Annotated in this window: 17 protein-coding genes and 1 riboswitch; of the genes, 8 read left to right on the forward strand and 9 right to left on the reverse strand. The window is 71.7% G+C overall.

Annotated elements, in window-relative coordinates; genetic code table 11:
- Nucleotides 1-46: 46 nt before the first annotated feature.
- Nucleotides 47-1,711 carry a serine/threonine-protein kinase gene (locus tag J4573_RS55100; RefSeq protein WP_279575321.1) on the forward strand — a complete coding sequence of 555 codons (1,665 nt, stop codon included), beginning with the start codon at nt 47-49 and terminating at the stop codon, nt 1,709-1,711.
- On the opposite strand, the gene cobN is transcribed toward J4573_RS55100, so the two are convergent.
- Both cobN and J4573_RS01945 read right to left on the reverse strand, forming a co-directional pair.
- Complete coding sequence (gene cobN / locus J4573_RS01940; RefSeq protein WP_208253430.1) at nt 1,655-5,419, reverse strand: cobaltochelatase subunit CobN; 3,765 nt, start codon at nt 5,417-5,419, stop codon at nt 1,655-1,657. The two genes, J4573_RS55100 and cobN, sit on opposite strands and share 57 nt — an antisense overlap.
- A 38-nt stretch (nt 5,420-5,457) precedes the next feature.
- A riboswitch (cobalamin riboswitch) is annotated at nt 5,458-5,586 on the reverse strand.
- Nucleotides 5,583-6,524, reverse strand: a complete 942-nt coding sequence (locus J4573_RS01945) for an LLM class flavin-dependent oxidoreductase (protein ID WP_208253431.1) — start codon at nt 6,522-6,524, stop codon at nt 5,583-5,585. (Overlaps the previous riboswitch by 4 nt.)
- 88 nt (nt 6,525-6,612) lie before the next feature.
- On the opposite strand from J4573_RS01945, the gene J4573_RS01950 reads away from it, so the two are divergent.
- The 3 genes from J4573_RS01950 to J4573_RS01960 all read left to right on the forward strand — a co-directional run bounded on the left by J4573_RS01950 (nt 6,613) and on the right by J4573_RS01960 (nt 8,388).
- On the forward strand, nt 6,613-7,062 hold the full coding sequence (locus J4573_RS01950; RefSeq protein ID WP_208253432.1) for a toxin glutamine deamidase domain-containing protein: 450 nt from the start codon (nt 6,613-6,615) through the stop codon (nt 7,060-7,062).
- Nucleotides 7,059-7,334 (forward strand): SUKH-4 family immunity protein, encoded by a 276-nt coding sequence (locus J4573_RS01955; protein ID WP_208253433.1) that lies wholly within the window; start codon nt 7,059-7,061, stop codon nt 7,332-7,334. The genes J4573_RS01950 and J4573_RS01955 overlap by 4 nt, the downstream gene beginning before the upstream one ends.
- Before the next feature lie 133 nt (nt 7,335-7,467).
- Nucleotides 7,468-8,388, forward strand: a complete 921-nt coding sequence (locus J4573_RS01960; protein WP_208253434.1) for a DUF1906 domain-containing protein — start codon at nt 7,468-7,470, stop codon at nt 8,386-8,388.
- Nucleotides 8,389-8,412: 24 nt separating this feature from the next.
- Here J4573_RS01960 and J4573_RS01965 read toward each other — a convergent pair whose 3' ends face one another.
- Genes J4573_RS01965 through J4573_RS01985 form a run of 5 tightly spaced genes read right to left on the reverse strand, consistent with a single transcriptional unit; the run spans nt 8,413 to nt 12,791 of the window.
- Entirely contained in the window at nt 8,413-9,372 is a 960-nt protein-coding gene (locus tag J4573_RS01965; protein WP_208253435.1) for a glycine betaine ABC transporter substrate-binding protein, read from the reverse strand.
- A 19-nt stretch (nt 9,373-9,391) separates the two neighbouring features.
- The gene (locus J4573_RS01970) at nt 9,392-10,177 is read right to left on the reverse strand and encodes an ABC transporter permease (RefSeq protein WP_208253436.1); all 786 of its coding nucleotides are present in this window, start codon (nt 10,175-10,177) and stop codon (nt 9,392-9,394) included.
- Nucleotides 10,177-11,184 carry an ABC transporter ATP-binding protein gene (locus J4573_RS01975; protein ID WP_208253814.1) on the reverse strand — a complete coding sequence of 336 codons (1,008 nt, stop codon included), beginning with the start codon at nt 11,182-11,184 and terminating at the stop codon, nt 10,177-10,179. The genes J4573_RS01970 and J4573_RS01975 overlap by 1 nt, the downstream gene beginning before the upstream one ends.
- Nucleotides 11,185-11,206: 22 nt before the next feature.
- Entirely contained in the window at nt 11,207-11,851 is a 645-nt protein-coding gene (locus J4573_RS01980) for an ABC transporter permease (RefSeq protein ID WP_208253437.1), read from the reverse strand.
- Nucleotides 11,852-11,903: 52 nt separating this feature from the next.
- Nucleotides 11,904-12,791, reverse strand: coding sequence for a hypothetical protein (locus J4573_RS01985; RefSeq protein ID WP_208253438.1), 888 nt, complete (start codon nt 12,789-12,791; stop codon nt 11,904-11,906).
- Nucleotides 12,792-12,924: 133 nt separating this feature from the next.
- Between J4573_RS01985 and J4573_RS01990 the strand changes: the two genes are divergently transcribed.
- Nucleotides 12,925-14,094 carry a sensor histidine kinase gene (locus J4573_RS01990; RefSeq protein WP_208253439.1) on the forward strand — a complete coding sequence of 390 codons (1,170 nt, stop codon included), beginning with the start codon at nt 12,925-12,927 and terminating at the stop codon, nt 14,092-14,094.
- Entirely contained in the window at nt 14,091-14,741 is a 651-nt protein-coding gene (locus J4573_RS01995; RefSeq protein WP_208253440.1) for a response regulator, read from the forward strand. The genes J4573_RS01990 and J4573_RS01995 overlap by 4 nt, the downstream gene beginning before the upstream one ends.
- 15 nt (nt 14,742-14,756) lie before the next feature.
- Here the strand turns inward: J4573_RS01995 and lanL are convergent, their stop codons facing one another.
- Both lanL and J4573_RS02005 read right to left on the reverse strand, forming a co-directional pair.
- The gene (lanL, locus tag J4573_RS02000; RefSeq protein WP_208253441.1) at nt 14,757-17,252 is read right to left on the reverse strand and encodes a class IV lanthionine synthetase LanL; all 2,496 of its coding nucleotides are present in this window, start codon (nt 17,250-17,252) and stop codon (nt 14,757-14,759) included.
- A 110-nt stretch (nt 17,253-17,362) separates the two neighbouring features.
- Nucleotides 17,363-17,533 (reverse strand): hypothetical protein, encoded by a 171-nt coding sequence (locus J4573_RS02005; RefSeq protein WP_208253442.1) that lies wholly within the window; start codon nt 17,531-17,533, stop codon nt 17,363-17,365.
- Between the two features lie 204 nt (nt 17,534-17,737).
- On the opposite strand from J4573_RS02005, the gene J4573_RS02010 reads away from it, so the two are divergent.
- Both J4573_RS02010 and J4573_RS02015 read left to right on the forward strand, forming a co-directional pair.
- Entirely contained in the window at nt 17,738-19,657 is a 1,920-nt protein-coding gene (locus J4573_RS02010; RefSeq protein WP_307796452.1) for an ABC transporter ATP-binding protein, read from the forward strand.
- Complete coding sequence (locus J4573_RS02015; protein ID WP_208253443.1) at nt 19,654-20,523, forward strand: peroxiredoxin family protein; 870 nt, start codon at nt 19,654-19,656, stop codon at nt 20,521-20,523. Before J4573_RS02010 ends, J4573_RS02015 begins: the two co-directional genes overlap by 4 nt.
- Nucleotides 20,524-20,545 lie beyond the last annotated feature (22 nt).

Below are 20,545 nucleotides of genomic sequence, written 5' to 3' on the forward strand. Positions count from 1 at the left end.
CGAACGTGGATCTCGTCCTCCGCATCTCAAAGGTGTGGGAGGGGAGATGTCGACTACTCCACGGCCCGGCGACCCCGAGGTCCTCGGCCGCTATCAGGTGCTCGGCAGGCTCGGGCGGGGCGGGATGGGCACGGTCTATCTCGGTCGCGACGACGCCGGGCGCCGGGTGGCGATCAAGGTCATCAACGCCGAACTGGCCGATGACGAGGCGTTCCACCAGCGGTTCCGGCGTGAGGTGACGGCCGCACGCAAGGTGCGGCGCTTCAGCACGGCCGCGGTCCTGGACGCGCGCCTCGACGGCGAGCCGCTGTACGTGGTGACCGAGTTCGTGGACGGCCCGACCCTTGAGCAGGCCGTACGCGACGACGGGCCGCTGACCGGCGGCGCGCTGGAGGGCCTGGCGGTCAACATCGCCACCGCCCTGGGCGCGATCCACGGCGCGGGAGTCGTGCACCGCGACCTCAAGCCGTCGAACGTCATGCTCTCCCCCACCGGCCCACGCGTCATCGACTTCGGTATCGCCCGCGCCCTCGACGCCGAGCACGGGGCGGGCGGCCCGACCCGAACGGGCCAGTTCGTCGGCACGCCGTCCTACATCGCCCCCGAACTGATGCGCGGCGGCGCGCTCACCCCGGCCGCCGACGTCTTCTCCTGGGGCTGCGTCGTCACGTTCGCGGGCACCGGGCACTCCCCGTTCAACGGCCGCAACGTCCCGGAGATCATCAACCGCGTCGTCAACGACCCGCCCGACATCGACGACCTGGACCCGAGCCTGCGCGCCATCGTCGAACGGGCCCTGGCCAAGGATCCCGCCCAGCGCCCCGACACCGCCGAACTCCTCCGGGAGCTGACGGGCCAGCACCACCCCGTTCCCCCGCCTCGCCCGGCTCCCTCGATCCTGGAGCCCTCGCCCCCGTTCCTCCCGCCGCCCCCAGGGACCGCGCCCCCGTCGCCCCCGGTGACCGCGCTTCCGACGGCCACGCACGAGTCCCTGCCGAGGCGTTCCCCTTGGCTGAGGCGCGGAGCAGCGATAACCGCGCTGGGAATCGCCCTGGCAGGCGCCGGTTACGGCATCTCGCAGATGGACAACGGCAGCCGCAGCAACGCGACGCCCTCGGACAAACCCCCGAAGACCGCGCAGGCGCTGGTCAAGGACGACTTCGGCAAGCCGTCCTCCGGCTGGCCGAACGGCTCCTCCGACTGCGGCGGCTACCAGGACGGCGCCTACCGGATGACGATCCTGGCCAAGGACGGCACCGAGACCTGCACCGCGACCAACCGCCAGACCCTGGGCGCCGACCACGTCCTCGTCGGCGTCAAAGTGAAACTGGCCAACGGCCCGGCCGACGCCCCTTGGGAAGCGGGCCTCTTCCTGAACAAGGACTCCCGAGACAACGGCTACGCCGTGGTGCTGCGCCAGGACGGCCAGGTCCGCCTGGTGAAGGTGGTCGGCAACTCGTTCACCGAGATGGCCAGCGTGAAGGCGCCCGACGCCAAGCCCAACGACGACAACCGCCTCCAGGCCGAGCTCGACATGCGCACCGCCACCCCGCGCATCACCGTCTGGGTGAACGACCGCAAGGCCTTCACCCGCTCCGACGCCGCCGGCCCCCTCCCCAGCGGCCCGGCCGCCCTCGTCCTCTACGACGCCGGCTCAGCGCAACAGGTCTCCGCCGAGTTCACCGACTTCAGTGTGGGAACCGTCCGCTGAGCGACCTGCCTCTTTCTCTTCGCCGCCTTCGAGGTCGCCTTCGAGCTGGAGGTAGGTCTCGCGGAGGCGGTCGAGGACTTCGGGGTCGGGTTCGGCCCAGAGTTCGCGGTCGGCGGCCTCCAGCAACCGCTCGGTGACGCCGCGCAGAGCCCAGGGATTGGACTGCTCCATGAACGCGCGGGTGTCCTCGTCGAAGACGTACTCCTTGGCGAGCGTCTCGTACATCCAGTCGTCCACGACGCCCGCGGTGGCGTCGTAGCCGAAGAGGTAGTCGACGGTGGCGGCGAGTTCGAAGGCGCCCTTGTAGCCGTGGCGCTTCATCGCGGAGATCCAGCGGGGGTTGACGACGCGGGCGCGGAAGACGCGGTGGGTCTCCTCGGCGAGGGTGCGGGTCTTGACCTGTTCGGGGAGGGCCGAGTCGCCGACGTAGGCGGCCGGGTTCTGGCCGGTGAGGGAGCGGACCATGGCGACCATGCCGCCGTGGTACTGGAAGTAGTCGTCGGAGTCGACGATGTCGTGCTCGCGGGTGTCCTGGTTCTTGGCGGCGACGGAGATGCGGCGGAACGAGGCCTCCATGTCGGTGCGGGCCTCGCGGCCGTCGAGGCCGCGTCCGTAGGCGTAGCCGCCCCAGACCGCGTAGACCTCGGCGAGGTCGCGGTCGTCGCGCCAGTTGCGGGCGTCGATGAGCGGGAGGAGGCCCGCGCCGTACGCGCCGGGTTTGGAGCCGAAGATGCGGGTCGTGGCGCGGCGCCAGTCGCCGTGCGCCGACTGGTCTTCGAGGGCGTGGCGGCGCAGGAAGTTGCGGTCGGCGGGCTCGTCCAGCTCGGCCACGGTACGGATCGCGTCGTCGATGAGGGCGATGACGTGCGGGAACGCGTCGCGGAAGAAGCCGGAGATGCGCAGCGTCACGTCGATGCGGGGGCGGTCCAGCTCGTCCAGGGGAACGGTCTCGAAGCCGGTGACGCGTCGGGAGGCGTCGTCCCAGACCGGTCGGCAGCCGATCAGCGCGAGGATCTCGGCGATGTCGTCGCCCTGGGTGCGCATGGCCGACGTTCCCCAGACCGTGAGGCCGACACTGGAGGGGTACTCGCCGGTGTCCTCAAGGTGGCGCGCGATGAGGGAGTCGGCGAGCGCGACGCCGACGTCCCAGGAGTTGCGGGACGGGATCGCCTTCGGGTCGACGGAGTAGAAGTTGCGGCCGGTCGGCAGGACGTTGACCAGGCCGCGGGTGGGCGAGCCGGAAGGCCCGGCGGGGATGTAGCCGCCGTCCAGGGCGTGCAGGACCGCGCCGATCTCGTCGGTGGTCGCGTTCAGGCGCGGCACGACCTCGGCGGCGCCGAACTCCAGCAGCCGAACGACGTCGGGCACCTCCTGGCCCAGCACCTCGGCGCAGACCGCGGAAGCCTTGGCCACGTCCCAGTCGAGGCGTTCCATGCCCTCGACCAGGCGGCGGGCGACGGCCTCCAGGAGGTCGACGATGTCGGACGCGGTACGGGACGGGCCTTCGGCCAGCTCGACCAAGGAAGCGGCGTCGCCGGCCGGGGCGCCGGGGTCGGCGAGGAGCTCCTTCTCGTCGAAGCCGTGGTCGGCGGCCAGCGCGGCGCGCAGGCCGGGCATGGCTCCGGCCACACCGCCCCAGACCTGGGAGGCGCGCAGAACGGCCAGGACCAGGTTGACGCGCGCCTCGGCCTCCGGCGCCTGCCCGAGGATGTGCAGGCCGTCGCGGATCTGCACGTCCTTGATCTCGCACAGGTAGCCGTCGATGTGCATGACGAAGTCGTCGAACTCGTCCTCGCCCGGCATCTCGTCCTGGTGGAGGTCGTGGTGCAGCTGCGCGGCCTGCAGCAGCGTCCAGATCTGCGCCCGTACGGCCGGGAGCTTGGTCGGGTCGAGGTCGTGGACGGTCGCGTACTCGTCGAGGAGCTGCTCCAGCTTGGCCAGGTCGCCGTAGGTATCGGCGCGCGCCATCGGCGGCACGAGGTGGTCGACGACCGTGGCGTGCCCGCGCCGCTTGGCCTGCGTGCCCTCGCCCGGGTCGTTCACGATGAACGGGTAGACCAGCGGCAGGTCGCCCAGCACCCCGTCGGGCGCGCAGGACCGCGACAGACCGAGGCCCTTGCCCGGCAGCCACTCCAGCGTGCCGTGCTTGCCCAGGTGAACGACCGCGTCCGCACCGAACTCGTGGTCCAGCCAGCGGTAGGCGGCCAGGTAGTGGTGCGAGGGCGGCAGGTCGGGGTCGTGGTAGATCGCGACCGGGTTCTCACCGAAGCCGCGCGGCGGCTGGATCATCAGCACGATGTTGCCGAACCGCAGCGACGCCAGCACGATGTCGTCGCCGTCGACGTACAGCTCGCCGGGCGGTTCGCCCCAGTGCCGGCGCACGCCCTCGCGCAGGTCCTCGGGCAGCGCCTCGAACCAGCGGCGGTACGCGGCGAGCGACGCGCGCGCCGGGGCCTGCCGCAGCTGGTCCTCGGTCAGCCATTCGACGTCGTGCCCGCCCGCCGCGATCAGCGCGTGGATGAGCGCGTCGCCGGTGTCGGCGTTCTCTGCACTCCCACCGCCCACCCCGATGTCCCGCCAGAACGTGTCGTCGCCGCCGAGCTCGTAGCCCGCGTCGGCCATCTGCCGCAGCATCCGTACGGCCGAGGTCGGGGTGTCGAGGCCGACCGCGTTGCCGACCCGGGCGTGCTTGGTGGGGTACGACGACAGGACGAGCGCGACCTTCTTCTCGGCGTTCGGCACGTGCCGGAGCCGTGCGTGCCGTATAGCCAGACCGGCCACGCGTGCGGCCCGCTCGGGGTCGGCGACGTAGACCGGGATGCCGTCGCGGTTCTCCTCCTTGAACGAGAACGGCACGGAGATCAGGCGCCCGTCGAACTCGGGGATGGCGACCTGCATGGCCGCGTCCATCGGGGTCAGCGCCGAGTCCGAGGCCTCCCACGTCGCGCGCGACGAAGTGAGGCACAGGCCCTGGATCACCGTCACGTCCAGGGTGGCCAGCGCACCCGCGTCCCAGGAGTCCTCGTCGCCGCCCGCGGACGCGTTGCTCGCCACCGCACCGCCCGCCGCCAGCACGGTCGCGATCAATGCGTCCGCGCCGCGCAACAGCTCCAGCAGTCCCTCGTCGGCGCCGCGCAGCGATCCGCAGAACACCGGCAGCGGGTTCGCGCCCTGCTTCTCGATCGCCTCGCACAGCGTCTCGACGAACGCGGTGTTGCCCGACAGCTCGTGCGCCCGATAGAAGACGACGCCGACCGTCGGCCTCCCCTCGGCCCGCTCGTACGAGCCGTGCACCCCATGCGAGGGCATCGTGATCGGCGGCGCGAAGCCCTCACCGGTCAGCAGCACGGTGTCAGACAGGAACCGTGCGAGCTCCCGCAGGTTGGCGACGCCGCCCTCGCGCAGGTAGTCCAGCGCCTCCGCCGTGACGCCCGCCGGAACGGTCGACAGCGCCATCAGCTCGGCGTCGGGGTCGGCCTCGCCGCCGAGCAGCACCAGCGGCAGCCCGCTGCCCCGCAGCCGCTCCACGCCGTCTGGCCAGGTCTTGCGCCCGCCCAGCAGCCGTACGACCACGACGTCGACGCCCTCCAGCAGGCCATCGAGCTCGCCGGGGTCGACCCGGACGGGGTTGGCGGTCCGGTAACCGGCGTCCGCCGCACGCGCGGCGAGCAGTTCGGTATCGGCGGTGGACAGCAGCAAAGCGCGCATGAGCCAGGCCTCCCCCGGGGTTTCCGCGCCCCGGCTCGGTGACGAGATCCGCGACGGCTGGAGTCTCTGGCTTCCGGATCGCCCAAGGGCGAAATTCCCGGTCACAGTTGCGGGACAGCTCCGGAGTCACACCGGATTCCTCGCTCACCGTCGCCGCGCCAGTCTACGTGGACAGCATGTCGGCGATGAGCTCGAGCTGCTCGTTCTGCCCCTTGATGTCCGGTGCGGCGATCCGCACGGCCAGCTGCCGCGCGCCGGCCTCCACGTAGCTCTCCAGGTAGGCGCGAACGTGCTCGGACGGACCGGCGACCAGGCACTGGATCGTCCGCAGTTGCTCCAGCGGAACGCCGTAGTTGGCCTGCGCGTAGTCCGCCAGCATCGCCTCACCGCTCGCCACGTCGCCGGTGATCGCGACCGAGACGAACAGCGCCGGTGTGATCGCGTCCGGGTCGCGTCCCGCCTGGGCCGCCGCCGAACGCACGCCCGCCAGCCCGGTCCGATAGTCATCGGCATCCGGCGGGTAAGGCAGCCAGCCGTCGTACATCCGTCCCGTTCGGGCCAGCGCCGCCGGGGTCGCGCCGCCAAGCCAGATCGGCGGCCCGCCCGAACGGAACGGCGCGGTCTGCACCGGCACGTCCTCGACATCGATGATCTCTCCATGAAAGGAGATCGGCCCCTCGGCGGTCCACAGCCGCCGCCACAGCTCCACGGTCTCATCCAGCCGCTTGAAGCGCCGCTCCCAGGGCAGCTCCGACATGTCGTACAGCGGCCGCCCGAACTGGCCCGGGAAGCCCGCCCCGACCGTGACCGCCAGGCGCCCGCGGCTGAGCTGGTCGATCGACGCGAGCTGCTGCGCCGCCTGGATGGGCCGACGCAGGAACGGCATGAGCGCCGCCGTTCCCAACGTCACCCGTTCGGTCACCGGCGCCAGCGCGGCGAGCAGGGTGAGCGGCTCGATGCGCGGGTTCAGCAGCGAGTCGTTCACGAACAACGACCGGTATCCGAGCTCCTCGGCCCGCCGCCCCAGCTCGATGAGCTCGCGGGCGTCGGTCCACTGGTTGCTGCCGGTCGGGAGGATGACCCCGGCCTTCACCTCGGTGTTCATGCCTCAACACTGACCAGTCGGGCGATCGCTCTCAATTCCCCATAAGGAATGACAAAGCCCTACGATCACCAAGATCGTTAGGAGCTCCATGACGCAGTACGAAAGCAGCCGCACGAGCAACGCGCTCGAGTGCGCGCTCTCCTTCATAACGACGTGGAACGGCAATCCGAAGGTCGCCGCCACGCTGAGGTACGACCCGCAGGACGCGCTCAGCATCCTGCGCGGCGATACCAGGGCGCGCGAACGCGCCGAGCGGGAGCTGGGCGCGAACTTCCGCTACATCGGACCCGACGGCTCGGCGCTGCGGGCCATCGCCGACCGGCTGCTGCACCTGGGTCACGGCCATGCCGCGGTCATCGTCAACGGCTGGCCTCCGCACGAGGGCACCGGCACGCACGCCTGGAACGCCTGCAACCACGAGGGCACGATCACCTGGATCGACCCCAACACCGGCGACCGCGGCGCCGAGCCGCTCTACCCCGAGCCGTACGGCGTCTGGGCCATCATCACCGACACCACCGGACGGGGGATGCCGTGATCACCCGCGAGTTCGCGCTGGAGCGCACCCGGGCCATGTTCAACGCCTCGCCGACCGCGAACGGGCCGGTCGAGGCGGGCCTGTACGAGTTCGAGCTCGGCTTCGTGCTGTGGCCGGTCGAGCCGCCGCCCGCCGACTGGTCCCGCCCGCCGGAAATGATCGGCGGCAGCGTCATCGTCCTGGACAAGCAGTCGGGCCAGGTGAGCTTCTGGCCGCGCCTGTCGGGCCCGCATGTGGCCGCTCTCTATCGCAAGAGCCTCCAACAGGGTTAGCGAAAGGTGACGGTCTCCTGAACTAGAACGGTCGATCGCGCTCAGTCACGGGATGTTTCCGCATAGGTGGGCATACGACCTACTGAGCGACGTGAGTCCCGCTATGCTCGCGGCGCCGAAGGGATGTACGTACATGAGCGTGTTCGGAGTGGACTACGCCTGGGGCCGTCCGAGCGTCACCGCCCTGAAGAAGGCGGGCGTGAAGTTCGTCTGCCGGTACCTGTCGCACGACACCACCGGCAAGAACCTCACCCGGAGCGAGGCCGAGACGCTGTCCAAGGCCGGCATCTGGCTCGTGGTCATCTGGGAGACGACGGCCAAGCGGGCGCTGTCGGGCCGTTCGGGCGGCAAGGCCGACGCCGAGGACGCCGCGAAGATGGCGCGGGGCCTCGGGATGCCGAACGACCGGCCGATCTACTTCGCGGTGGACTGGGACGCGACCGCCGCCGACCAGGCCGCGATCAACGCCTACCTGGACGGCGCGGCGTCGGTGATCGGCCGCGCCCGGGTCGGCGTCTACGCCGGCTACTGGCCGGTGAAGCGCTCACTGGACGGCAAGCACGCGACCTACGGGTGGCAGACCTACGCCTGGTCGAGCGGGCACTGGGACAAGCGCGCCCAGCTGCAGCAGTACTCCAACGAGCACACCATCGACGGCGTCGACTGCGACTACGACCGCGGCGTCCACGACGACTACGGGCAGTGGCGCATCGGCGTCAGCCCGAAGCCCCCGACAGAACCACCTCCGGAGGAAGAACCCGTGCGCTACTACGGACAGCTCAACAACGGCCCCGGCGCGGTCACCCCCATCTCGCTGCACCCCGGGGACGTCGGCGCGATCGGGTTCATCGCCGACAACGGCATCGCGCAGAAGCCGCCGGTGAAGCTGCGCGTCGCGCTGCACGACCACAAGGGCTGGTACGCCCGCGAGATCGAGGTCGACTCGGCCAAGGGGAAGACCTGGTTCGACTTCCGCGACACCAAGACCACCGACGGCGTCAGCGTCGTCCGCGAGGACGACGGATCGGTGCCGGTGGCCTGGGACGCCAGCTAGCCCCGCACCGGCCGGTCATCGGCCTTACTTGCCGATGAAGCCCTTGGACTGGAGCCAGGTCTGGGCGACCTCGCTGGGCTCCTTGCCCTTGATGTCGACCTGGGCGTTCAGGTCCTGCAGGGTCGCGTCGTCCAGCGCGGCCGCCACCGGATTGATGATCTTCTCGATCTCCGGGTGGTCCTTGAGGGTCTTCTCCTGCAGCGTCAGCGCCGGGTTGTAGATCGGGAAGAACTTCTTGTCATCGGTGAGCGGCGTCAGGCTGAGGCCCTTGATCCGGCCGTCGGTCGTGGTGACCTCGCCGAACGCGCAGGGGTTGCCCTTGTCGACGGCGCTGTAGATGGCGCCCTCGGCCAGCGTCGCGGTGTTGCCCTTGGGCAGCTTGAAGCCGTACGCCTTCTGCACGCCCGGCCAGCCGTCGCTGCGCCCGGCGAACTCGCTGGCGATGCACATCGACGCCTTCTTGGGGTCGGAGTTGGCGAGCTTGGCGTAGTCCGACAGCGACGCGACCTTGAGCTGCTGCGCGGTCGCGGTCTTCACGCCGATCGCGTAGGTGTTGTTGGCGGGCGCGGCGGCGAGCCACTTGATGTGGTTCTTGGCCAGGTCCTGCTGCGCGGCCTGCTGGTACTGCTGCGCCGGGTCCTTGATCGGCTGCGTGTTCTTCAGATAGTTGATCCAGGCCGTCCCGGTGTACTCCCAGTACATGTCGATGCTGCCCGACGTGAGCGCGGCCCGGGTGGTGTCACTGCCGTTCAGCCCGCACTTCTCCTTCACCGTCGCGTCCGCCGACCGCAGCGCCTGCGCGGTGATCTGGCACAGCACGAGCTGCTCGGTGAACTCCTTGGACCCGACGGTGAACGTGGCGCCCTTCAGCGAGTTGCCCTTGGCGAGGCTGCCCTCCTTGGCCTTGGTTCCGCTGGAGCTGAAGCAGCCCGCGGTCAGCGCCATGACGGCGAGGCCGGAGGCGGCGATGGGGAGCAGACGCATGTGAGTCTCCTTGGGGGGTTCAGACGCCACGGGGACGCAGAAAGCGCTCGGCCAGGCCGACGAGCCAGTCGAAGGCCAGGGCGAGCACGGCGGTGAGCACGCTTCCGGTGATCAGGACGGGCGTCCGGTTCAGCGCGAGGCCGGTGTTGATGAGGTCGCCGAGGCCGCCGGCGTTGGTGAACGCGGCGAGCGTGGCGGTGCCGACGTTCAGGATCACCGCGACCCGGACGCTGGCCAGGATCACCGGGACGGCGAGCGGCAGCTCGACCCGGAACAGCACCGAGGTCTTGCTGAGCCCGATGCCGCGGCCCGCGTCGATCAGCGACCGGTCGACGCCCTGCAGCCCGACCATGGTGTTGCGCAGCACGGGCAGCGCCGACACCAGGACCAGGGCGAAGATCGCCTTGCCGAAACCGATGCCGACCGTGACCGCCAGCAGCACCAGCACGCCCACCGACGGGACGGCCTGCCCCACGTTCGCCAGCGCGAGGAACGGGGTGCCGAGCCAGCGCACCCGCGGCCGGGTGAGCAGCACGCCGACCGGGATCGCGATCACCAGCACCAGCGCGGTCGAGACCAGCGTCAGCTGGATGTGCTCCCAGAACCGCTGCGTGATGATGTCACTGTTGATCGACCGGCGCTCGATCTCGTCCAGGTCCTGCCCCTGGATGTAGACGTACAGCGCCGCGGTGATCAGCACCAGGACCGCGGGCGTGACGATCAGCCCGAGCACCGTCCGCCCGTTGCCTTCGCGGCCGGACGCGGCGCGCCGTTCGGGCTCGTCGAGCATCACGGTGATGCTCATCAGCGGCCGCCCGCCATGTCCGCCTCGCTGTCGTTCTCCGGCCTGTTCTCGGGCTCCGGATGCGGCGTCTCGCGCACGATCGTCGACCAGGACAGCGAGCCGACGGGGTCGCCGGAGTCGTCGGTGACGACCACACCGGCCGTCCCGGCTCGCAGCATCGCGTCGAGCGCCTCGTACAGGCTCTGCGCGGTCCGGACGGCGGGCGAACCGGCCGGGACCTCCTCGACCGCCTCCAGCCCGATCGACCCGGCCTCGACCAGCCGCAGCCGGCGCATCGCGGCGCCCGCGCCCACGAACGAGGCGACGAAGTCGTCGGCGGGCTCGGCCAGGATCGTCGCCGGGGCGTCGTACTGCACGAGCTTGGCGTGCTGCCCGAGCATCGCGATCCGGTCGCCGAGCTTCAGCGCCTCGGTGAGGTCGTGGGTGACCAGCACGATCGTCTTGCCGATCTGCTCCTGGAGCTCCAGGAACGCGTCCTGCAGCCGCTCGCGCGTGATCGGGTCGAGCGCGCCGAACGGCTCGTCCATCAGCATCGCGGGCGGGTCGGCGGCGAGCGCCCGCGCGACGCCGACGCGCTGCTGCTGGCCGCCCGACAGCTCCTTCGGGTAGCGGCGCCGGTACGCGGCGGGCTCCAGCCCGACCAGGTCCAGCAGCTCCTCGACGCGGGTCTGGATGCGCTTCTTGTCCCAGCCGAGCGCGCGCGGGATCAGCCCGACGTTCGCCTCGATCGTCATGTGCGGGAACAGGCCGATCTGCTGGATGACATAGCCGATCCGGCGGCGCAGCTCGTCGGGGTCGGCCTGGGTGACGTCCTCCCCGTTCAGGAAGATGCGGCCCTCGGTCGGCTCGATCAGCCGGTTGATGAGCCGCAGCGTGGTGGTCTTGCCGCAGCCCGACGGGCCGAGCAGCACGACGATCTCGCCGTCCTCCACGCTCAGCGACAGATTGTCGACGGCGGGGTCTGTTTGCCCGGGATAGCGCTTGGTGACGCCGTCCAGGCGGATCATCTCTGCCACTGGAAAGCCCCTGTCATCGGATCCCCCTGGAGGTGGTGAGGCGGGACAGCACGACGAACAGCAGGTCCAGAACGAGCGCCAGGATCGCGACGCCGAGTGTGCCCGCCAGCGTGTCGTTCAAAGCGTTCGCGCCGCCGATCCTGGCGAGCCCCTGGAAGATGAGCTCGCCGAGACCCGGCCCGGCGACCGCGGCGGCGATGGCCGCGATCGCGACCGTCATGATCGTGGCGACCCTGACGCCGGTGAGCACGACCGGCCAGGCGAGCGGCATCCGCACCCGCACCAGCGTGTTCAGCCGGCCGAGGCCCATGCCGCGCGCCGCGTCCTCCACCGCGGCGGGAACGCCTTCCAGGCCGGTGATGGTGTTGCGCAGGATCGGGAAGATCGCGTACAGCACGAGCGCGGTGATGGTGGGCGTCACGCCCAGCCCGAACAGCGGGATGAGCAGGCCGAACAGCGCCAGCGAGGGAACGGTGAGCATCGCCCCCGACAGCGCCAGGGCGAGGCGCGCGAGCGCGGGGCGGCTCTCGACGGCGACGCCGAGCCCGATCCCCACCACCGCGGCGATGCCGACGGCGATGAGCACGACCTCGGCGTGCTCGGCCATCATCCGCAGGATGGTCGGCCAGCGGTCGGACAGGTACTCGGAGAAGCTCATAGCGGGGTAAGGCTCTCGTCTGCCATGTCACAAGAGCCTTACGCACAGCTGATCAATCCCGCAAGCGGGTCTTTCCGCCGGGCTTCACCACCGACAGTGCCACGGCGGTCCACAACAGGGCGAGATAGACCAGCATGCAAACGACCAGCGCGACACCTAGACCACCCGGTTCACCTGCGGGATCGCGGGTTCGGCGCTGCAGTTCCTCGATCCACGAACTCTCCACCGTCGCGATCGCCGGGATGACGAGAGAAATCACGAATTTGATGAGCACCCACCAGTGCTTGATGAGCCCCCACTTGGTGCCGAGCGAAACCACCAGGCCGGTGATGATGGACAGCAGCACGCTGGGGATCACGATGGCGAGGTCGAAGACGTGCATCAGCTCGTAGGCGCCGTGCCGTACGGCATGCCCGTCGGCGGTCGCGCCCGCGATGGCGAGCAGGGACATGGCCAGCGAGAGACCGAGCCAGCCGACGCTGAAGCCGACGTGCAGAACGAGCCACACGCGCCGCGTTCCGCGGCGCAAACGTGGAAAGCGCGGCCTCATCCGGCCGACCGCGACCGCGCCCAGCACCATCCCGGCGACCTGCGTCAGGTCTCCCACGAACAGGAACAGGAACTGCGTCGGGATGAAGACGAGGTGGAAGACGATCAGGGTTCTGCGGGCCGGGGCTGCGAAGCGTGCGGGCAGCGAGACGCAGGTGACGATCAGCGCGGCGGCCAGCACGTAGCAGCCCGCGGCGAAGAGCATGCCGGGGGTGGCGTCGCCGCCGGTCAGCAGGAGGGCGGCGATGATGCTGAACGCGGCGAAGACGAGCTGCGCGGCCGGCCGCTGTGGCGGGCCGGGTCTGTGTTCCGGGGCTGACCGGGCCTCGGCTCTGGTGCCAGTGCCGGTGCCAGTGCCAGTGCCGGTGTCAGTGTCGGTGTGGGTGTCCATGCGGCCAGCGTCGCCGGGGCGGACGGGCCGCCGCATCGGGCGTTGGGCGGCGGCGTATCGGCGGAACGGAGGCGGCCCGGCTACAACTTTCCACTGATGCCGGGCGCGCGGGCCGCGGTTAGCGTGGTCGTTCATGGGACGGCGGTGGGAGACCGCGGCGATCGTCGACGCCGCGGTGGCGCTCGTGGTGGCGGTCGCCACCGCGACGGCCGAGGGCGGCGGCGGGCGCGCCATCGGCGACCAGAACATCACCTACGTCGACTGGAACCCGCCGCTGTGGTTCGCGATCCCGTTCGGGCTGGCGGCGGGCGCGGTCGCGTGGCGGCGCCGCCGGTGGCCCGCGTCGTTCGTCGCGGTCGCGCTGGCGGTGTGGGTGGTGATGGCCGCGTTCGGCGCGCTGATGATCGCGCAGTACACGCTCGCCGACCGCACGACGTCGTGGTGGAAGACGCTCGTCAGCACGGTGGTGACCGCGTCCGTCGTCGGCGTCCCGATCTGGGTGCGGGCCGGGCCCGACGCCGCGTTGCCGCTCAGCGCCGGGATCTGCGTCGCGCCCGCGCTGCTCGGCCTGTACGTGGGAACGCGGCGCGAGCTGATCGCCGGGATCAGGGAGCGGGCCGCGCGGGCCGAACGCGAGCACGAGCAGCGGGTGCTGAGGGCGCGCGGTGAGGAACGCGCGCAGATCGCCCGCGACATGCACGACGTCGTCACCCACCGGGTCTCGCTGATGGTGCTGCATGCCACCGCGCTGGAGGCGACGCAGGGCCGGGACGCGGTCGCGATCGGCCGGCGGATCGGCTCGATCGGGCGCGCGGCGCTCGGCGAACTGCGGTCGCTGGTGGAGGTGTTGCGCGAGGACGGTGCGGTGCCGCTCGCGCCGCAGCCCGGCCTCGCCGATCTGGAGGCCCTGGCCGCCGAGTCCCGCCGCCTCGGCCTGCCGGTCACGCTCGACCTTCCCCACGTGCCGGAGGTGTCGGCTCCGGCGCTCGTCGAGCACGCCGTCTACCGGGTCGTTCAGGAGGCGCTGACCAACGTGCACAAGCACGGCGGCTCGACGGCGCACGTCTCGGTGCGGCGAACGGACGGGGCGCTGCGCCTGCGCGTGACGAACGAGGGCGGTCGCCCGGCCGGTCCGGAACTGCCGGGCGGCGGGCACGGGTTGATCGGCGTCTCGGAGCGGATCAGGCTGGTCGGCGGCGAGCTGACCGCGCGCCCGACCGGCGGCGGCTTCGAGGTCGCCGCCGACATCCCGCTGAAGCCGGAGCGCACGGAACCGGAACGCACGGAACCGGAGCGGCCGTGATCCGCGTGCTGATCGTCGACGACGAGTGGATGGTGCGGGCCATGCTGCGCACGATCATGGAGTCCGCCGGGGACGTCGTCGTGGTCGGCGAGGCGTCCGACGGCGACGAGGCGGTCCGGCTGGCGCGCGCCGAACGGCCCGACGTCGTGCTGATGGACATCCGGATGCCGCACGCCGACGGCCTGTCGGCCACCGAGCGCCTCGCCCGCTTCGACCGGCCGCCGAGCGTGGTCGTGCTCACCACGTTCGACCTGGACGAGTACGTGCGGACCGCCCTGCGGCACGGCGCGGCGGGCTTCCTGCTGAAGGACGCCTCGGCGGCGGAGATGCTGACGGCGGTGCGCAGCGCGGCGCGCGGCGACGCGATGCTCTCCCCCAAGGTGACGCGCCGCATCCTTTCGTACCTGAACGAGGCGGACCCCGGGCTGCGGCCCGAGTCGCGGGCGCGCCTGGAGGTGCTCACCGCCAAGGAACGCGAGGTCCTGGTCGCGGTCGGCGACGGCCTGTCGAACGTCGAGATCGCCGCACGCCTCTACATGAGCGAGGCGACGGTGAAGACCCACGTCAGCCGGATCCTCACCAAGCTCTCGCTCACCAACCGCGTTCAGGCCGCGATCCTCGCCTACCGCGCGGGCCTGATCAGCTGACCTTCGGCTCGCCCGTCAGCTGACCGTCCAGAGGCGCGGGCCCGATCGCCGGTCCAGGCGCCGCAGGAACGACAGGATGCCCGCGGTGCCGGTCCCCCAGGTGAAGGCCTGGGTGTCGAGGTCGTTGCCGGGGAAGACCGGGCGGCCGGTCTCGCCGCCGCTGCGGACGAGCATCAGCTCGGCGATCTCCTCGGCGCCCCGCCAGTACGCGTCGTCGCCGGTGACCAGGGCGACGTCGATGAGCGCCTCGCCCATGCCGGCCAGGCCGCAGCACTGCGACGAGACCCAGGCGCGCGGCGCGATCGCCAGGCACGCTCGGGCGCCGCGTTCGGCCAGGTCGAGATGGTGCGCGTCGTCGTAGGCGCGGGCCGCGTGCAGCAGCGCGGACACGATGCCGGACATGCCCTGGCACCAGGAGGCGCCCATCGGGCGGGCCTGCGGGCCGTTCAGCTCGTCGATCAGCGCGGCGGTCCTCTTGGCCAGGACGGTGAACGCCTCGCGCGCGGCGGTCCCTGCCGCCTGGTCGCCGGTGGCCTCGTGGAAGCAGAGCAGGAAGTCGGCGATGCCCGCCTCGCCGTGCGCGAACGCGGTGTCGACGGCGACGCCGGAGCCGGGCTGCTCGATCGTGACCGCCTCGTCGGGCTCGGCGACGTCACCGGCCAGCAGGCGGCGGGCGCACTCGGCGGCCGTCGCCTCGTCGCCGAGGATCAGGTGGCCGGCGCCGATGCCCGCGATTCCGTGCGCCTGGTCGCCGCGTTCGTCGCCCTTGGTACGGGCCGGCTCGGCTATCTCGAGTCTGGCGGCGGTGAGGAACACGTTCGTGCCGGTGAGGCCGAAGTAGAGCGAGGGCGGGAGCTTGGCGGGGGGCAGGTTGCCGGCCGTCCAGCGCGCCAGGTCCTCGCCGATCGTCCGGCTCTCGGGGTGCTGGAGCAGCTCCATGCCGACGCCCGCCGAGCCCGCGTAGACGTTGGTCACGGGCGGGCTGGAACGCCGGTCCGGCGGCTCGTTCATGAGCTTCTCGGCGAATCGCGCGCACTCGTCGCGGGTGTGGTCGAGGACCGCGGACAGCAGGTCGCCGGTCAGCTTCGGGGTCGCGACGGGGGCGTGGGGAGCGGCGGTCGCGTGGCGGCCTGCGCGGATCTCGGCCGCGGCCGCCGTCCGTACGTCGGGGTCCAGGCTCATCAGGCGCGGAACGAGCGCGACGACGCCGTCGCCCGGCGACATCCGCGCCAGGCACTGCAGCGACCGCTCCACGGCGCGGTCGGCGTCGGAGTCGATGATGACGGGATTCAGGCCGGTGGCGGCGAAGTAGAGCGTCGCGCCGAGCGAGAAGTGGTCGTCGGCCGGCAGCGAGTCGCGGCCGGTGCGCTGGTCGGGGACGCTGTAGCCGCGGCTCCAGCCGGGCATCTGCAGGTCCTCGTAACGGCTGGTCCCGAAGTCGATGATCGTGCAGCGGCCGTCCCCGCCCTCGCTGAGGACCACGTTCTTGGGCGACAGGTCGCGGACGACGACGCCGCGTTCGTGCACCGCGTCCAGCACCGCGAGCAGCCGCGCCGCCAGGTCCGCGAGCTCGCGCCCGCCGAGCGCGCCGTTCTCGGCCACGTGCCGGTTGAGGTCGGTCGTGCCCGCGTCGGTCATCGCCAGGAACTCGTCCTCGCCGTGCCGGAAGTGGTCGAGCGCGCGCGGCACGCCCTCCACCCCGGCGAGCGCGGTCAGGATGCGCAGCTCGTTGCGCAGGTACATGCGCAGGTCGTAGCCCTCGGGATGCTCGCCGACGTAGGCGCGGGCCTCCTTGACCACGACCGCGCGGCCGTTCTTGTCCTCGGCCCGGTAGACGTTGCCGCGCGGCCCCCGCATGACACCGGTGGTCACGCGGTAACGCCCGCCGATGCGCCGCCCGGCCGTCTGGCTCTGTACGGGCGCGGCGGTCGCCGGGGCGTCCACGGCCGCCGGGCGGAAGGGGTCGGTGGCCCAGGGCGGGCAGGTGAACTCGACGCCGGCGGTGCCGGGCTCAGTCTCGCCGTCGGGACCGACCACGACCAGCTCGAAGTCGCCGTTGTCGTCGACCTTGTACTGCGGGGCGAACGGGGCGTAGCGGTAGTAGACCGGGGCGTCGGGCCGGACGCGCCGGTCGCTGACCACGCGCGGCGCCGCCAGCCCGGTCAGGGCCTCGGCGAGCGCGTGGCCGAGTTCGGTGACGGCGTCCTGTGGCGGGTAGACGGTGATGGCCTTGCCGACCGCGCCCGCGTCCAGGTCGCCGGAGTTGAGCTCGCGCAACATCTCGCAGGAACGTGCCACTTTGAAGTCGCAGGTGGCCGAGAACAGCAGCGGCAGCACCCGGTCGAGCGTCTCGCCGAGAGTGCCGGGGCGGGCGGACACGTGCAGTTTCCAGCCCTGCCGCGGGGTGTCGAAGGCCGGGTCGTGAACGCTGATCCACGTATCGTCGGACCGGAGTTCCCTACCGCTTTTGTCGACAATTGTGGAAAGTCGCTCAACAACGGATGGTTCCATTGTGCTGCCCCTCGGTCGCGACGACTGTATGGCGGATTCACGCCACCGGACAATGGCGGGGAAAGGCCATCGACTCGAGCCAATGGCCTTTCCGCGCACCCAGCGCCGAGTTACACGATGGAGGGGCAGCACGGGTAGCTGGTGCACACCGTGCGCTTGCAGGTGTTCACGCAGGCCTGCGGCCCGTGGAGCAGTTCCATCAGCTCCATCTCGAACTCGACGTCCAGGTCCTCGGGGTCCAGAACGCCGGCGTCGCGGGGCTCGAGAGCGAGTGCGGACATGGGGGGCTCCTTCCTTGGCCGCCTGGTGGGCGGCCGTTCGGGGATCTGAGCCGGAGCGCCGGCGCCGGTGGGCGGCGGCCTCTCCAAGATCAAACGGTCGCATTATGAGCACGCGATCAACGGGCTGTCCAGACAGTCATCTGTCACCGGCGAATTTCCGGAACGAGCGTTTACTTCCACTCGGGAGTGATCTACATTGGCCCGGTGTTTCGGCGATCCCCCGCCCAATCCGACCCCGTCCTGGACGACGAACGGTCCGGGCTCGAAATAACCTATTGGGAAAGCCACGACGAGGAACTCCTGAAAGCCGGGCTGGGGACCATGCTCCGCCGCCTGCCCGCGCTGGTCTCGGCCGCCGTCCGCCTCGCCTGGCAGGCGAGCCGCCGCGACACCGCGGTGGCGCTCGGCGGCAACCTGCTGGCCGGGGTGTTCACCGCGTTCGGGCTACTGGCGACCTCCAGCGTGCTCGCGTCGCTGTTCGCCGCCGGGCCGACGCCCGGCCGGGTGCGCGACGCGCTGCCCTCGCTCGCGCTGGTCGGCGCCGCCGCCGGGCTGCGCGGCGTGCTGCTGTCGGCGGCGGGCTGGGCGCAGGCCCGGCTCAAGCCGCAGGTCGAACGGCAGGCCGAGACGCGCCTGTTCGAGCTGACCACCAAGGTCGAGCTCACCGCGTTCGACGACCACGAGTTCCACAACGCGATGCGCCGCGCCCGCGACAACGGCGTGCCCGACACCGCCACCGTCGTCGAGATGACGATCACCGTGCTGACCGGCGCGGTCGGCCTCGCCGCACCCGCCGTCGCGCTCGGGCTGCTGCACCCGGTCCTGATGCCGCTGCTCCTGGTCACGGCCGTGCCCGCCGGATGGGCCGCGCTGCGCACCGCGCGGCTGCGGTACGCGGCGTTCTACCGGCTGTCGGCGGCGCGGCGGCGCAAGTTCATGCTGTCGGACCTGATGGCCGAACGGCAGCCCGCCGCCGAGGTGCGGGCGTTCACGCTGCGCGGCTTCCTGCTCGGCGAGTACGACCGCGTCGCGGACCTCGAGCAGCGCGTCCAGCTGGATGTCGCCCGCCGCCAGGCCGGGGCCAAGGCCGCCGGCGACCTGCTCACCGGCGTCGCGACCGTCGCGGTGTACGGCGCGCTCGGCGGGCTGCTCGCGGGCGGCGTGATCCCGCTGTCGGTCGCCGGCGCGGCGGTGCTGTCCATCAAGGCGGGCCAGACCTCGCTCGCCGCGATGATCCAGAGCCTCAACAAGCTGTACGAGGCGGGCCTGTACTTCGGCGACTACCTGAACTTCCGCGCGCTGGCCGCCGAGAGGACCGGCCCGGAACGTACCGCCGAGCCGCCCGCGGACGGGTTCGGCCAGCTCACGGCCGACCGCGTCACCTTCACCTACCCGGGCGCGGCCGGCCCCGCGCTCACCGACGTGAGCGTCCGGGTGGGCCGCGGCGAGGTGATCGCGCTCGTCGGCGAGAACGGTTCCGGCAAGACCACCCTGGCCAAGCTGCTCGCGGGCCTCTATCGTCCTGACGCGGGAACGATCCACTGGGACGAGACCGATCTCGCCGACCTCGACGGCGACGCCCTCCGGCACCGCGTCTCGGTGATCGCCCAGGACCACACCCGCTGGCCCCTCACCGTCCGGGAGAACATCGTCATGGGCCGCCCCCTCGACGAGGACCGCCTCGGCACCGCCGCCACCGCGGCGGGCGCCGACCGTGTCGTCGCCGGGCTGGCCGAGGGGTACGACGCGCTCCTGGACCGGCGCTTCCGCGGCGGCCACGACCTGTCGGGCGGGCAGTGGCAGCGCATCGCCGCCGCGCGCGGCTTCTACCGCGACGCCGCCCTGGTCATCTTCGACGAGCCGACGTCCGCGCTGGACGCCCGCGCCGAGCACGCGCTCTTCGAACGCATCCGGCGGCACGCCGACGGGCGCACGGTCGTGCTCATCACCCATCGCCTGGCCAGCGTCCGCATGGCCGACCGCATCTACGTCCTCGACCACGGCCGCGTCGCCGAGCAGGGCACGCACGACAGCCTGCTGGCCGAGGGCGGCCAGTACGCCGATCTCTACCGGCTGCAGGCCTCCGCGTTCCAGAACGGCGCCTCACCGGCGGCGGCCTCGTGACCGTCCTGGCGTCGGCGTACCCGGCGGTGATCGTGGTGCTGGTCGTCGCCGTGGTGAGCAAGGTCCGCGACGTCCCGGGCTTCGCGATGGCGATCGACGCGTACCAGATCATCCCTCAACGGCTGACGCGGGCCGCCGCCGTCGGGGTGCTGGCCTCCGAGACCGGCACGGCGGTGCTGCTGGCCGTGCCGGTGACGCGGCGCTGGGGCGCGGTGCTCGCGGCGGCGCTGTTCGCGGCGTTCCTGGTGGCGATGGCGTCGGTGCTGCGCCGGGGCATGGAGATCGACTGCGGCTGTTTCGGCTCGGCCCGCCGCCCCAGCCCGGTCGGCGCCGCCTCGATCACCCGTACGGCGCTGCTCCTGCTGCTGGCGGTGATGGCCGCGGTCGCCGGGGACGCAGCGTTCTCCCCCGTTCAGCCGATGCTCGCGGTGGCCTTCCTCGCCCTGGTCGCGGCGGTGCCGCGCCCGCGTCCCGGCGTTCCCGAGCCGCACGATCCCGCGCCGCCCGGCCCGCGCACCGGCGACCGCTTCGCCGTGAAGGCGGGGTTCGGCGCGCCGACGGTGTTCGCGCTCATCTCGCCGACGTGCGGCACCTGCACGGCCATGCTGTCCTCGTTCGCCAAGACGGCGGGCAGGGCCCGCGTGATCCTGGTGAGCGCGGTGGACGAGGACGTCGTACGGCCGCACCTGGCGGCGCACGGCATCGACCTGCCGCTGGTGGTCGACCCGGACGTCTACGACGCCAACGACATCCGCTGGCCGCCGTACGCCGTCGTCACCGACGCCGACGGCCTCGTGCTCGCGGCGGGCGGCGCGGACACCCCGCACCGCCTCCGCACCCTGCTCACGCGCGGCGGAATCCGCTGACAGCCTGGGTCAGGGCGGGCCG

Origin of the sequence: Actinomadura barringtoniae (assembly GCF_017573505.1) — a bacterium.
GTDB lineage: Bacteria > Actinomycetota > Actinomycetes > Streptosporangiales > Streptosporangiaceae > Spirillospora > Spirillospora barringtoniae.